At 62.1% G+C, this 14757-nt stretch carries 11 protein-coding genes; 8 read left to right on the top strand and 3 right to left on the bottom strand.

Annotated features, from left to right (window positions below):
- Nucleotides 1-129: 129 nt before the first annotated feature.
- The 5 genes from AZF01_RS09980 to hflX all read left to right on the top strand — a co-directional run bounded on the left by AZF01_RS09980 (nt 130) and on the right by hflX (nt 7001).
- The gene (locus AZF01_RS09980) at nt 130-2442 is read left to right on the top strand and encodes a HAMP domain-containing histidine kinase (RefSeq protein ID WP_024706881.1); all 2313 of its coding nucleotides are present in this window, start codon (nt 130-132) and stop codon (nt 2440-2442) included.
- Nucleotides 2432-3796 (top strand): sigma-54 dependent transcriptional regulator, encoded by a 1365-nt coding sequence (locus AZF01_RS09975; protein WP_024706882.1) that lies wholly within the window; start codon nt 2432-2434, stop codon nt 3794-3796. Before AZF01_RS09980 ends, AZF01_RS09975 begins: the two co-directional genes overlap by 11 nt.
- Before the next feature lie 63 nt (nt 3797-3859).
- Nucleotides 3860-5236 (top strand): Trk system potassium transporter TrkA, encoded by a 1377-nt coding sequence (trkA, locus tag AZF01_RS09970; protein WP_024706883.1) that lies wholly within the window; start codon nt 3860-3862, stop codon nt 5234-5236.
- Nucleotides 5237-5409: 173 nt separating this feature from the next.
- Complete coding sequence (gene hfq / locus AZF01_RS09965) at nt 5410-5652, top strand: RNA chaperone Hfq (protein WP_024706884.1); 243 nt, start codon at nt 5410-5412, stop codon at nt 5650-5652.
- Between the two features lie 122 nt (nt 5653-5774).
- The gene (gene hflX / locus AZF01_RS09960; RefSeq protein ID WP_024706885.1) at nt 5775-7001 is read left to right on the top strand and encodes a GTPase HflX; all 1227 of its coding nucleotides are present in this window, start codon (nt 5775-5777) and stop codon (nt 6999-7001) included.
- A 184-nt stretch (nt 7002-7185) separates the two neighbouring features.
- Here hflX and gltA read toward each other — a convergent pair whose 3' ends face one another.
- The gene (gene gltA / locus AZF01_RS09955; RefSeq protein WP_024706886.1) at nt 7186-8472 is read right to left on the bottom strand and encodes a citrate synthase; all 1287 of its coding nucleotides are present in this window, start codon (nt 8470-8472) and stop codon (nt 7186-7188) included.
- Between the two features lie 401 nt (nt 8473-8873).
- Between gltA and AZF01_RS09950 the strand changes: the two genes are divergently transcribed.
- The gene (locus tag AZF01_RS09950) at nt 8874-11693 is read left to right on the top strand and encodes a ComEC/Rec2 family competence protein (RefSeq protein ID WP_152534457.1); all 2820 of its coding nucleotides are present in this window, start codon (nt 8874-8876) and stop codon (nt 11691-11693) included.
- On the opposite strand, the gene lexA is transcribed toward AZF01_RS09950, so the two are convergent.
- On the bottom strand, nt 11647-12351 hold the full coding sequence (gene lexA, locus AZF01_RS09945; RefSeq protein ID WP_024706888.1) for a transcriptional repressor LexA: 705 nt from the start codon (nt 12349-12351) through the stop codon (nt 11647-11649). The two genes, AZF01_RS09950 and lexA, sit on opposite strands and share 47 nt — an antisense overlap.
- Nucleotides 12352-12690: 339 nt before the next feature.
- The gene (locus AZF01_RS09940) at nt 12691-13296 is read right to left on the bottom strand and encodes a site-specific integrase (RefSeq protein ID WP_081725690.1); all 606 of its coding nucleotides are present in this window, start codon (nt 13294-13296) and stop codon (nt 12691-12693) included.
- Nucleotides 13297-13605: 309 nt separating this feature from the next.
- Here AZF01_RS09940 and AZF01_RS09935 point away from each other — a divergent pair, with 309 nt between their 5' ends.
- Together AZF01_RS09935 and AZF01_RS09930 are read left to right on the top strand one after the other, a co-directional pair.
- On the top strand, nt 13606-13800 hold the full coding sequence (locus AZF01_RS09935; protein WP_024706890.1) for a hypothetical protein: 195 nt from the start codon (nt 13606-13608) through the stop codon (nt 13798-13800).
- A gap of 9 nt (nt 13801-13809) precedes the next feature.
- Entirely contained in the window at nt 13810-14715 is a 906-nt protein-coding gene (locus AZF01_RS09930; RefSeq protein ID WP_024706891.1) for a hypothetical protein, read from the top strand.
- Nucleotides 14716-14757: the final 42 nt, after the last annotated feature.

The raw sequence follows: 14757 nt of genomic DNA, 5'->3' as shown, positions 1-14757 counted from the left end.
TTTGTGCCACATTCTGTTGCATATCCTTCTCCAAGGGATGGAATCGCACGGGTGGCGTTCAGATTTTCCGCGTGTGCCCTTGAGCGCTTTCGCCGTCCATCGGCGAGAGGGCGTTTGAGATCGGCAGGCATGACAGCAGACGACGGCAAGGCAGAGGTTTTGTTCCGGGCGCAGCCCGATGATGACGGCGCGCCGGGCGGCGACGCGGCCTATGGCGGCGGCGGTGCGCGCGCCATTCTGAAGTCCCCCGGCATGTTCCTTGTCGTCGGCGCGCTGGTCACCGCCTTCGTTTCGCTTTTCGTCCTGCTGGGCCTGACCCCGATCAAGCCGACCGGCCGCGTCGTCGTCGGACTGGTCGCGGCAAACTCGATCTTCGTGCTCGCAATGATCTTCCTGATCAGCCGCGAGGTCGTGCGTTTGCTGAAGGCGCGAAAGCGCGGACGCGCTGCGGCGCAACTCCACATCCGCATCGTCGCGCTGTTTTCGATTGTGGCGGTGACGCCGGCGATCGTCGTGGCGATCTTCGCGACGCTGACGCTCAATGCCGGCCTCGACCGCTGGTTCGCGCTTCGCACGCAGTCGATCGTCCAGTCATCCCTGAATGTCGCCCAGGCCTACATGATGGAGAATGCGAGCTATCTGCAGGGGCAGACGCTCTCCATGGGCAATGATCTGGAGCGGAACCGGTCACTCTACTTCCTTGACCGGACCGGCTTTGCCGACCTGATGACCCGCCAGGCGCGCGGACGCGGCATGCTCGGCGCCTTCCTGATGCGTGACGATGGCAGCGTCATCGTCCAGGCCGACCTGGGCGACGAGACGGTGCTGCCGGACATACCGGATGATGCGCTGGAAAAGGCGGCGTCCGGCACGCCGACGCTGATTCCGCCAGGGGATACCAACCTCGTCGGCGCCATCATCGCGCTCGAAGCCATTCCGGACAGCCTTCTCTACACCGTGCGCGCGGTCGATCCCAACGTCATGGGCGCGATGCGGATGATCGAGGACAACGTCTCCGAATACTCGACCATGGAAGAGGGGCGCTTCTCGATCCAGGTGGCCTTCGGCGTGCTCTATCTCGGCTTCGCGCTGATCGTGCTGCTCGCCGCAATCTGGACGGGGATCGCCGTCGCAGACCGCATCGTGCTGCCGATCCGCCTGTTGATCGGCGCCGCCGACCAGGTTGCGTCCGGCGATATGAAGGTCGCCGTGCCGGTGCGCACCATCGACGGCGATGTCGGCCGGCTGTCGAGCACCTTCAACAAGATGATCGCGGAGATCCGGGCGCAGCAGCGCGAGATCCTTCTCGCGAAGGACGAGGTGGACGACCGCAGGCGCTTCATCGAGGCGGTGCTTTCGGGCGTGACGGCCGCCGTGATCGGCGTCGACGACAGCCGCACCATCACCATCGTCAATATTTCGGCGGAAGAGCTTCTGGCTGTGAAGGGCAACGAGCTGATCGGCCGCAAGCTCGTCGACATATCGCCAGAGATCGACATGGTGATGACGGCGGCGATGCGCCGCCGCCGGCAGAATTTCCGGCGCCAGATCAATCTGCTCCGTCTCGGCAAGGAGCGCACGCTCTCGGTTCAGGTGACGCGCGAGGACAGCCGCAACGCCTCGAATTCCTATGTCATCACGCTCGACGACATCACCGATCTGATCATTGCCCAGCGCTCCACGGCTTGGGCGGATGTCGCCCGCCGCATCGCCCACGAGATCAAGAACCCGCTGACCCCGATCCAGCTTTCCGCCGAGCGCATCAAGCGCCGCTTCGGCCGCAAGATCGAGGATGAGGAGGACCGCAAGGTCTTCGACCAGTGTACTGATACAATCGTCCGCCAGGTCGGCGATATCGGCCGCATGGTCGATGAGTTCTCATCTTTCGCGCGGATGCCCAAACCCTCCAAGTCGGCCGGGGACCTGCGCCGGATTCTCTCCGACGCCGTGTTCCTGCTGGAGATCGGGCGGACCGACATCACCTTCCTGCGCGAGCTCGGCGATGCGCCGCTTGAGGGCCTCTTCGATGACAGGATGCTTGGTCAGGCCTTCGGAAACATTCTGAAAAACGCCGTGGAAGCCATTGAAAGCGTTCCTGTAACGGAGTTTGACGGAGAGCGTAAAATCCTTGTGCGCGCGGATTTCGACAGGGCGCGGGATCGCTACGTCATCGACTTCATCGACAATGGCAAGGGCCTGCCCGTCGAAAACCGTCACATGATCCTTGAACCCTATATTACCATGCGCGAGAAAGGCACCGGGCTCGGTCTCGCGATCGTTCGCAAGATCATTGAGGAACATGGCGGCAAGCTTGAACTCCATGACGCTCCGGCGGATTTTGCCGGGGGAAGGGGCGCGATGATCCGGGTGGAACTGCCGCATGTGCATGACGGCGAACGCGCCCGCGAGGAAACAGACAAGGAAGAACAAGATGGCCTCTGATATTCTCGTCGTCGACGACGAGGCGGATATCCGTGATATCGTCTCGGGCATCCTTTCCGACGAAGGGCATGAGGCGCGCGTCGCCCATGACAGCGACAGCGCGCTCGCCGCGATCGCCGACCGCGTGCCGCGCCTGATCTTTCTCGACATCTGGATGCAGGGCAGCCGGCTGGACGGGTTGGCGCTCCTGGAAGAGATCAAGCAGCGCTATCCCGACCTGCCCGTGGTGATGATCTCCGGCCATGGCAACATCGAGACCGCGGTCTCGTCGATCAAGCGCGGCGCCTTCGATTTCATCGAAAAGCCGTTCAAGGCCGACCGGCTGGTGCTGATTGCCGAGCGGGCTCTGGAGAATTCGCGGCTGAAATCGGAAGTCCAGGAGCTGAAGCGCAAGAGCGGCGACCCGGACGAGCTCGTCGGCTCCTCGCTCTTGATCTCGCAACTGCGCCAGACCGTCGAGAAGGTCGGGCCGACCAACAGCCGCGTGATGATCTTCGGCGGTTCGGGCTCCGGCAAGGAGATCGTCGCGCGGCTGATGCACAGGAAGAGCCAGCGCGCCGAAGCGCCCTTCGTGGCGCTGAATGCCGCTGCGATCACGCCGGAGAACATGGAGACAGAACTGTTCGGCGTCGAGCCGGGCGGCGGGCGGAGCCGCAAGACCGGCGCACTCGAGCGCGCCCATCGCGGCACGCTCTACCTCGACGAGATCGGCGAAATGCCGCTCGAAACGCAGAAGAAGATCTTGCGCGTTCTGATCGACCAGCAGTTCGAGCGCGTCGGCGGCAGCCGGCGGGTAACGGTCGACGTCCGGATCCTGTCCTCGACGGCGCTCGACCTCAGGGCGCGCATCGACGATGGCCTGTTCCGCCAGGACCTGTTCCACCGCCTCGCCGTCGTGCCTGTTCGCATCCCCGCGCTTTCCGAGCGGCGGGAGGACATTCCCTTCCTCGTCGACTTCATCATGCGCCAGCTTTGCGAGCAGGCGGGCATCCGCCAGCGCCGGATCGGCGATGATGCCATGGCCATCCTCCAGGCGCATGACTGGCCGGGCAATATCCGCCAGCTGCGCAACAATCTGGAGCGGCTGCTGATCCTCTCGCGCGAGGAAGATGCCGCCCAGCCGATCGGCGCCGAACTGCTGCCTGCGGACCTTTCCGACGTGTTGCCGCAGATCCAGACCTCGGGCGACGCCCATATCATGACGCTGCCGCTCAGGGAGGCGCGCGAGCGTTTCGAGCGCGACTATCTGATGGCCCAGATCAATCGCTTCGGGGGAAACATTTCGCGCACCGCCGAGTTCGTCGGCATGGAGCGCTCGGCATTGCACCGCAAGCTGAAGTCCCTTGGCATTTGACGGAAAACCGGGCAGATTGCGGTCCGCTGATCCACCGGAATTCCAAAACCCCAGAGGGGTCCGATGAAAATCATTATCTGCGGCGCGGGCCAGGTCGGATTCGGCATCGCCGAACGCCTTTCCCAGGAATATAACGATGTCTCCGTCATCGATACGTCAGCCTCGCTGATCGCCGCCATTACCGAACTACTCGACGTGCGCGGCTATGTCGGCCACGGCGCCCATCCGGACGTGCTGGCCAAGGCCGGCGCAGACCAGGCGGACATGATCATCGCCGTGACGCTGCACGACGAGATCAACATGGTTGCCTGCCAGGTGGCGCATTCGCTGTTCAACGTGCCGACCAAGATTGCGCGCATCCGCTCGCAGAGCTATCTGCATTCGCACTATTCGGATCTCTTCTCGCGCGACCACATGCCGATCGACGTGACGATCTCGCCGGAAGTCGAGGTCGGCAAGATGGTTCTGCGGCGCATTTCCTTTCCCGGCGCAACCGATATCGTGCGTTTTGCCGATGAGAAGATCGCGATGCTGGCGGTCGAATGCAATGATGACTGCCCGGTTCTGAACACGCCGCTGATGCAGCTCAGCCAGCTCTTTCCAGATCTGAACGCAACCGTGACCGGGATCTACCGCGACGAGGAAGTGATCATTCCGCATTCGACGGACCAGATTCTCGCCGGCGATCTCGTCTATGTCGTCTGCGAGCAGGAGCATATCCGCCGCACGCTGGCGCTTTTCGGACATGAGGAGCAGGAGGCGCGGCGGATCGTGATCGCCGGCGGCGGCAATATCGGCTTCTTCGTGGCCAAGTCGATCGAGGAACTGCAGCCCAAGACGCGGCTGAAAATGATCGAGCTCGACCGCGAAAAGGCCATCACCGTCTCCGATGCGCTGCACCACGGCATCGTGCTGCAGGGGTCGGCGCTCGATCAGAACATCATGATCCAGGCCGACGTACCCGACGCGCATCTGATGGTCGCCCTCACCAATAACGACCAGACCAATATCCTGGCCTCGGTGATCGCCAAACAGCTTGGCTGCAAGTCGAACCTGGCGCTGCTCAACAATCCGTCCTTCCACGAGGTGACGAAGTCGCTGGGGATCGATGCCTATATCAACCCGCGCGCTGTCACCATCTCGCGCGTGCTCCAGCATGTCCGCAAGGGGCGTATCCGCTCGGTCTATGCCGTGCAGAAGGGAGCGGCCGAGGTGATCGAGGCGGAAGCGCTGACGACGTCACCGCTGGTCGGAACGCCGTTTCGCGATCTCGATCTGCCGGAGGGCATCCGTATCGGCGCCGTCTATCGCGGCAATGCGATCCTGCGCCCGACCGGCGATCTGAAGATCAAGCCGCATGACCGCGTCATCCTGTTCGCCGTGGCCTCCGCCGTGCGTCATGTGGAGCAGCTGTTCAGGGTCTCGATCCAGTATTTCTGACATTCCCGGTGCGTACGGCGTTGCGTTGCGGCGGGCGATCGGTTTTCGCCGTTGCGGAAGCCTTGTCAATTTGCTACCACCAAAGCCTGACTGGTTGTTTCCATGCTTTGGAAGCAACGCATATGAGGTGGGCACCGGCCGCTGGCCGGCAAAAGTAAGAAAGAAGCGGCGCCATGGCGGAACGTTCTCAGAATTTGCAGGATCTTTTTCTCAATACTGTCCGCAAGCAGAAGATCTCGCTCACGATTTTTCTCATCAACGGGGTAAAACTGACGGGTGTTGTCACGTCTTTTGACAATTTCTGCGTTTTGTTGCGTCGCGATGGGCATTCGCAGCTGGTCTACAAGCATGCGATCTCGACGATCATGCCTGGCCAGCCTGTGCAGATGTTCGAGAACGACGACAACGCCTCCTGATCTGGTGATCTTCCATTACCGATACATTCTTTCCTGAAAGCGAGTATGAGAACCGGGATTCATCCCGGGCGCTGGTTCTCGTTCCGGTCATCAAGGCGCAGCGCGGCAGCGAGGGCGAAGTCATGTCGCGCGCGCCCGAAAGCCGCCTGCAGGAGGCCGTCGGCCTTGCCCGCGCGATCGGGCTCGATGTCGTTGCCTCCGAGATCGTCACGGTCAACGAACCGCGTCCGGCGACGCTGATCGGGACCGGCAAGATCAAGGAAATCGACGAATTGCTCGATGCGCGCAACATCGGCCTCGTCATCGTCGATCATCCGCTTTCCCCCGTTCAGCAGCGCAATCTCGAGAAGGAATGGGTGGCCAAGGTCATCGACCGAACCGGGCTCATTCTCGAAATCTTCGGCGAGCGCGCCTCCACCAAGGAGGGGCGACTGCAGGTCGAGCTTGCGCATCTGAACTATCAGCGCGGCCGCCTTGTCAGAAGCTGGACCCACCTGGAGCGCCAGCGCGGCGGCGGCGGCTTCATGGGCGGACCCGGCGAAACCCAGATCGAGGCCGACCGAAGGCTCTTACGCGAACGGATCACCAAGCTGGAGCGCGAACTGGAGCAGGTGGTGCGCACGCGAAAGCTCCATCGCTCCAAGCGCAAGAAGGTGCCGCATCCGATCGTGGCGCTCGTCGGCTATACCAATGCCGGAAAATCGACCCTGTTCAACCGGATCACCGGCGCAGGGGTGCTGGCCGAGGACATGCTTTTCGCCACGCTCGATCCGACGCTGAGGCGCATGAAGCTGCCGCATGGACGCACCGTCATCCTGTCCGACACGGTGGGTTTCATCTCCGACCTTCCGACCCATCTCGTCGCCGCCTTCCGCGCGACGCTGGAGGAGGTGCTTGAGGCCGACCTGATACTCCATGTGCGCGACATGGCCGATCCCGCGCGTGATGCGCAGTCCGACGACGTGCTGCGCATTCTGGGCGAACTCGGCATCGATGAGAAGGCGCAGAACGAGCGGATCATCGAGGTCTGGAACAAGCTCGACCTTCTTGAAAGCGAAGAGCACGACGCGCTGATGGCGCGGGCGGCTGCCAGCGATGCGGTGATGGGTGTTTCGGCCGTGACCGGCGAGGGCGTCGATGCGCTCGTGGAAAAGATCGCGGCGCGGCTGGCGGGCGTTCTCACCGAAACGACCATCACGCTTTCGCCGGACAGGCTTCATCTTCTGCCGTGGATCTACGAACACGCGATCGTTGACGCGCGCCGCGACCTTGAGGACGGCTCCGTCGACCTTGACATTCGCGTGCCCGGCGCCGAGGCCCAGCGGCTGGAGAGCATGCTGGCCGAGTAGCCCTGCGGGGATCGCGCCGCTTCGGCGTGGGAGCGTCTTTTTTCCACTGAGATCCACCTCCGCCTTGCTTCCGTCGCTCCAGATCCCCGCCCGCAAAAGACGTTTTCCGCTCGGAGCACGACAAACAAAAGGCCGGTCACATGGACCGGCCTTCGACGTTTCTGCGCTTTCTCGAAGCGCGCGGTCAGCGATCGGCGATCGCCACGAAATCGCGTTCGGCGGCGCCTGTGTAGAGCTGGCGCGGACGGCCGATGCGCTGTTCCGGATCCTCGATCATCTCGTTCCACTGGGCGATCCAGCCGACCGTGCGGGCAAGGGCGAACAGCACGGTGAACATGGTGGTGGGGAAGCCGAGCGCCTTCAGCGTGATGCCGGAATAGAAGTCGATGTTCGGATAGAGCTTCTTCTCGATGAAGTACTCGTCCGTCAGCGCGATCTTTTCCAGTTCCATGGCCACATCGAGGAGCGGATCGTCCTTGATGCCGAGCTCGCCCAGAACCTCGTGGCAGGTCTTCTGCATGATCTTGGCGCGGGGATCGTAGTTCTTGTAGACGCGGTGACCGAAGCCCATCAGGCGGAACGGATCGTCGCGGTCCTTTGCACGGGCGATGTATTCGGGGATGCGGTCAACGGAGCCGATCTCCTTGAGCATGTTGAGCGCAGCTTCGTTGGCGCCGCCATGGGCAGGGCCCCAGAGGCAGGCGATGCCGGCCGCGATGCAGGCGAACGGGTTCGCGCCCGAAGAACCGGCGAGGCGCACGGTCGAGGTCGAAGCGTTCTGCTCGTGATCGGCATGCAGGATGAAGATGCGGTCAAGGGCGCGCGAGAGGATCGGGTTGACCTTGTATTCCTCGCACGGCGTGGCGAAGCACATGTGCAGGAAATTCGCCGCATAATCGAGGTCGTTGCGCGGGTAAACGAAGGGTTCGCCGACGTGGTACTTGTAGGCCATCGCCGCGATCGTCGGGATCTTTGCGATCATCCGGATGCTGGCGATCTCGCGCTTGTAGGGGTCCGAGATGTCGATCGAGTCGTGGTAGAATGCCGACATGGCGCCGACGCAGCCGCAGATGATGGCCATCGGATGGGCATCGCGGCGGAAGCCGGTGAAGAGCCGCGTCAGCTGCTCATGGATCATCGTGTGGTGGGTGACGCGGAAGTCGAAATCCTTCTTCTGCGTTGCCGTCGGCAACTCGCCGAACAGCAGCAGATAGCACACTTCCAGGAAGTCCGCATTTTCGGCCAGCTGGTCGATCGGATAGCCGCGATGCAGCAGCACGCCCTCGTCGCCGTCAATGTAGGTGATCGTGGACTTGCACGACGCGGTTGAGGTGAAGCCGGGGTCGTATGTGAACATGCCCGACTGTTTGTAGAGCGAGGCGATGTCGAGCACTTTTGGACCGAAGGTGCCTGCTTCGACGTTCAGTTCCAGTTCCTGTCCGTCCAAGATGAGTTTGCCAGTTTCCGTCATGCTATCCTCCAAATCTTCCAGCGCGACACGCGTGAGATACACGAGCAAAGGTATGAACTAGGTATAGGATCGATGCGCCGCTGCCAAGCCGCTGAACGGTTCATGTTGCGGTGCAATTGATGATTTATAATTGCGTTTAGCAAGTTTTTTCATGATCTGAAAAGGAAAATTTCCCGACCGTCTCCGCCTGCAACGTTGCATTTCATTACGACCGGATACACGATACCGGACGTTGCACGCGGGCGGGTGGAATGGAAGAGGGACGGGAGCAGTCTGAAGGCCTGGAACGCCGCCCCGGCAAAAGGGGCGGCGGCTGGAAGGGGCGCGCCCGGCGCCGTTTGAGGCGGCCTTTTCGCGCCTTGCCGCACAACCGGAGCGCTTATGCCGGCCCGCGACGACCGGTGGGGCGTTTTGTCGCGCTTGCTGGCGAGGAACTGGCCTTCGGCCGGGCCTTTCTGTTTGTCCCGCTGTTGATGGCATTCGGCGCGGCCTGGTGGTTTTCGAGGTCTGCATCGCCAGCGCTCTGGGGCCTATTGCTGTATTGGGCAATTGCCGTCCTTTCCTGGTTGATGCTGCGGCATGCGCGACCGGGGGGAAGGCTTGCGGCCGGCCTCGCCGCGGCATTCCTCACGGGCGCGGTGTTCGCACAGTTCGAGGTCCTCAGACTTTCGACGGTGATGCTGGATTCGCCTGTAACCACGCGCGTCACCGGCCTCGTCGAGGCGCGCGAGCCGACTGACAGCGGATGGCGCTATGTCGTGCGGGTCCTTGCAACGGAAGAGCCGGCGATCCGCCGTCCGCCGGAGCGGGTCACGCTTGTGGCCCGCGGCAAGTCGCCGCCGGTCGAGATCGGCGGCGCGATGACCGGCGTCGCGCGGCTTTCCCCGCCGTCCGGGCCGGCGCTGCCCGGTCTGGTCGATTTCGGGTTTCTCTCCTATTTCGACGGTATCGGCGCGGTCGGGTTCCTCTACGGCGCCCCGCAGGCGCTGCCGACGCCCGCGTTGCTCCCGCAACAGGGGGTCGCCCAATCCGCCGGAGATGCCGCCGGCCGCTGGATCGAGGGTCTGCGCGATTCGATCGCCTCAAGAATCCGCGCCGTGCTTCCGGGCGATACCGGCGCCTTCGCCAATGCGATCATCACCGGACAGCGGCGGGCGATGAGCGACGGGACGCTGAATGCCCTGCGCAATGCAGGCCTTGCCCATGTGATCGCCATTTCGGGCCTGCACATGGCGCTTGCCGCCGGCATCTTCTTTTCCGCGCTGCGGCTGATCCTGTCCTTTTCGCCGAGAGCCGCCGAGGCGGTCGCCACGAAGAAACTCGCCGCGCTTACGGCGATTTTCGCCGCGGCCTTCTATCTCGCGATTTCCGGGATGCAGGTCTCGGCGCGGCGCGCCTTCATCATGCTCGCCATCATGCTGGCCGCGGCGGTGGCCGACCGACCGGCGATCAGCCTGCGCAATGTCGCGCTTGCCGCTCTTGCGATACTGGCCGTGTCACCGTCGGAAGCCATCGGACCCGGCATGCAGATGTCCTTTGCCGCTACGCTGGCGCTCATTGCCGGCTACAGTTTCTGGCAGAGGCGGCATGCCGGGGAGGGCGGCTTCAAGCCGCATGCCCTGGCGCGGATTATCCTGCTGGCCGCATCCGGCATCGTGATGACCGCGCTGATCGGAGGGCTTTCGACCGCTCCGATCGCCATGGCCCATTTCCAGCGCGTGGCCGGCTACGGCCTCCTCGGCAATCTGCTGGCCATGCCGATCGTCACCTTCCTCGTCATGCCGGCGGGGCTTCTCGCCATGCTGGCCATGCCTCTCGGCCTTCATGCGCCGTTTCTCCTGGCCATGGGACTCGGCCTGGATTGGGTGATCGCGATCGCGAAATGGGTCGACGGTCTCGGCGGCGCCTTCGAGACGGGCGCGATGCCGCCCGGCTTTCTGCTGCTGTTTCTTGCCGGATTCATGCCGCTGGTGCTGCTGCGCACGCGCCTCCGCTTGACGGGACTGGCGCCGATGACGCTCGCCCTCAGCCTTCTCATCATTCCGCGCGAGGATGGCGCGCCGGTTCTGCTGGTGTCGGAGGACGGCGCGCTGCTGGCGCTTCTGGCGGGCAACGCAGCTGCCCTCAGCAAAAACCGCCCGCCCGCCTTCATTTATGAGCAGTGGCAGAGCGCCTACGCGATAAAGGCGGCAGAGCCGCCCGTCGAAGGCGAACGGATCGCGGTCCTGCTCGACGGGGTCGATCGTTTCGAGCGCCTTGACGGGGAACAGATGCGCGCGGCGAACGCCGCTTTTGAAGCCGATAGCGCGTCCGCGGCCGCGCGCCCGGGTCGCTTCATCTGCGAGAAAGACGCATGGTGCGTGGCTGCGCTTTCAGGCGCGCCGGCGCAGGCCCAGCCACTCCGCGTCGCCCAGGTTTTCCGGCCCGCGCTCACCGGCGCGGCCTGCGACCGCGCCGATATCGTCATTAGCGTCTATCGGCCGGGGTTCGAGGCCTGCCGTTCCGGAAGCTTCCTGGTGACGCCGGCGATGCGCCGCCAGACCGGCGCCCTGCGGTTCATGATCAAACCGCCGGATGACGGCGCAGCGCCGGATAAGGCAAAGCCATCCAGCCCCGCCGAAACGCTGGACATGGACGCACATGCGCGCGTCGGGCTATTCGGTGATTTTGACTATGTTATCGGCGATGACGCGCCAGGGACCGTCTGGGAGGACAGCCACTCGCGGTTGACGGGCAATGCAGGCGCCGCCCTAACCGATAGCCCGCGCGCCGGCCCGAAACCGGACCTCGCGCAACGGGCAGAGGCCGACGAAGCCGCGCGGCCGACCAGCGCATTGGGCAGTCAGATGGAATCATCTGGCATCCGCGAAAATGCATCGCAACAAATGGATAGAGCGGTTCCGCGCGCCCGTGAAAGACAGTATCGCGCTAGCTCAAACGGCGAAGCTGCGACCGTTCCTGCACCGGTCGCCAGTGATCTTGAAATCTCTGCCCAAAACCGGCCCGCAGGTGCGCGCGGCGAAGCCCTCGCGCCCGCCCCCTGCAACGAGATACATGTCGCGATCACCCCCGCAATCGCATCGGTCACGCGGCCCTGGAGCCGGCATCGCCTCTATGACTGGCGCTCGGGGACATATGCGGGGCCGATCACGCTGCCCGAGCGGCTCGCCTTCTTCAGTGGTAGCGGCGGATCAGGCCGACAAGCTTGCCCTGAACCTTGACCTGGTCTGCGGCGAAAATCCGTGTCTCATAGGCCGGGTTGGCCGCTTCCAGCGCGATCGAAGCGCCCTTGCGGCGAAACCGTTTCAGCGTCGCCTCCTCGTCATTGACGAGCGCCACGACGATATCGCCGGGGGATGCAGTGTTGATGTTGCGGATGATCACCGTGTCGCCATCGAAAATACCGGCATCGATCATCGAATCGCCCTGAACCTCGAGCGCGTAATGCTCGCCGGTACCCAGCATCTCGGACGGGACGGCAATGGCGTGGGTGTTTTCCTGGATGGCCGAAATCGGGACGCCGGCCGCAATCCGCCCCATGACGGGAATATCGGACGATCCGCTTTCGGAAGCGCCGGCGGCCGGCTTCGGCGGCGGCGTCTTGCCGAGACTGCCCTCGATCACGCTCGGCGAGAAACCGCGGCGCGGCGGCTGCGCGGCCATGCTGTCCGGCATGCGCAGGATTTCAAGCGCCCGGGCCCGGTTGGGAAGCCGGCGGATGAAGCCGCGTTCCTCAAGCGCCGTGATCAGGCGGTGGATGCCCGACTTCGACGCCAGATCAAGCGCCTCCTTCATCTCATCGAAGGACGGGGGAATGCCTGTCTCCTTCATCCGTTCGTGGATGAAATAAAGCAGTTCCTGTTGCTTGCGCGTCAGCATCGTCAACCCCTTGCCTTCGAAACAAATACAGAACGTTTATATCTGTTCTCACTGTGTTCCGCAAGGCGAAAGAGTCCATCTCTCAAAAACCGGCCGCCGAACAGCCGGATGGTCACGCGTCAAAATACCGCGTTACCGTCGCTCGCCGCGATTAATGGTTCATTGCTATCTGAATTTGGTGAGCGCGCAGGGGTTCGAACCCTGGACCTACTGATTAAAAGTTTACGTAGCCTATCCATAATATATTGATATATAATGGTAAAATAGAACGGAATTTTCAGTGTGTCCGATACTGTGTCCAGAAATGTGGCCGCTAGATAGCAATTTTGACCTGCTCTGTCACCACATCCGGTCAGCCAGTTCGATTTCCTCCCGGCCGATAGCGTTGGCGTAGATCGCCGTGGTGGTCATGGAGGCGTGCCCCATCCATTTGCGGAGCATGTGCAGGGGAATGCCTGAGCGGATCGCATGAATGCCATAGCCATGCCGCAAGCCTTTGGGGCTGGCATGCCGACCGGCTATCCCGGCTTCCTGCATCACCTGCTTGACCCAGCGATAGGCCGTTGATCGATTGATCCGGCTACCATGGGATGCCCACAGCCAGGGACAGTGCGTACCAGCCTTTTGGCGCGTGCTGACGGCGTGGACCTGTTCCAACCTGACGATCAGGCCAGGGGGCACCGGTATCTCCCGGATGACGTGCCTTTTGCGCTTTTTCAGGCAGCGCACCGAAATCAGCCTTGATTCCGGCTGGACCGAGAAAACGGTCAGTTCCAGAGCCTCCGATATTCGACAGCCGGTGTAGAGAAGAGTCAGGCAGAGCGTGCCAGCCTGAAGATCAGCCGTTTGTTCTGCCGCCTCGATCAGCCGCCGCCGTTCGGCCGGATTGATATAAAGCCGGTCGTTGCTCTCATTGTAGAGCCGCATTTCGCATGCGTTGTTCATTGTTTTGCCGCGCACCTTTTGGGCAATGTTGTCGCACACAGCAAGATCCGCAACCAGTCGAGGTTGTGAATGAATTTCCGGTCAATCCAAAATCGTGCCCATGCTGCAACAGTATTACCAATTGTGTTGCACGGCTAAAACACAAGCGACAACAGAATGTTAGAAGCGCTTTAATGGTTTCGTAACCGTTGACGCTGTCATTATCAAGCACTAAAGGGCCCGGATTCCCTCAAGAAACTCAGAATTGGTAATTCTGTTGCACTGATCGCCAACGCATTTCTGCGGAAATGCGCGTTCAGGAGAGGGACTGTGAATATAGTCAATGGCATCTTCACGATATTCAATGGCTTTCTGGTCGTGGTCGTCGGCATCATCTTTTGCTGCACGATCATCGGTCTGCTTTGGGGACCGGCCGTGGTCATGTTCGGCAGCGGCATGATCGTCAAGGGCTTCGCCCAGATCGGTATCGGCACCTATAACGCCGTCAAGTCACGCGACAGGTAGGCCGGATCAATGAAAAACAGACAGCTCATGGTGCTGACGCTCTGCGTCGGCACACTCGTTTCCTGTAATGCCGAAGCCTCCGACACCTTTGAACTTCTGTGCTGGGGTGGCAACCTTGCACCCTCGGCGCAGCCGCCGTCCGGCGTGAAGTTCAGGGATTATGAAATCCAGACCACCTTTGCCTGCGGGATCACGGATCAGGACAATCTCGCGTGCTGGGGCCAGGATGATTGGCATCGTTATGCGCCGGTTGGCATGAAGGCGAAGAAACTGTCCCTCAGCGGCGTCATCGGCTGCGTGCTCGACATGGAAGGCAAGATCGTCTGCTGGGGCAACAACCAGTCCGGCCAGCTCAATCCCCCGGCACGTGTGGTTCAGGGCCGCGCGATCGATGATGTCTTCACCAACGGGCAGGAAGTATGCGCGCGGGAAAAGGGCGGCGGCATGTATTGCTGGGGTTGGTGGCGGGATAACCCGGCTCCCTGGAGCTCCGAGATTATGAGCCTCAAGATTGATCAATTTGCGTCGCACCAGGATTTTGCTTGCTGGAGTGAGCTCGATAAAGACGGCTATACCTGCACCTTCGGTTTCAGCGGTGAGAAGCGCGTGCATTCGGATCAAGGGCGCGTCAAGCGCCTGCATGTCGAAGCGTACGGCAAAACCCGCGTGCTGCTGGAGAGTGGTGAGCTGATCACCTACAACGGTGAAGGTGAGGTTGTCGGCAACGGTCACGGTATTCTTGATTTCGACGGCGGCATTGTCAGCAACTGCTGGCTCGATCAAAGCCACAAGGTGTCCTGCCATTACGGCGGGAAGCGCTTTGAATACGATATTCCGAACACCATGCCGCCGCCAAAGACGAGATTCGACCATATCGCGGTGACCAATCAGAACGTCTGCGGCGCTCTGCGGTAACGGTTTTCAACGTAGAATGAAGGAGGGCGGCGGCTTCGAGCC

This window comes from Martelella sp. AD-3 (genome assembly GCF_001578105.1).
Lineage (GTDB): Bacteria > Pseudomonadota > Alphaproteobacteria > Rhizobiales > Rhizobiaceae > Martelella.
The sequence above is the reverse complement of the archived record's forward strand: the minus strand, read 5'-3'. Positions and strand labels throughout refer to the sequence as shown.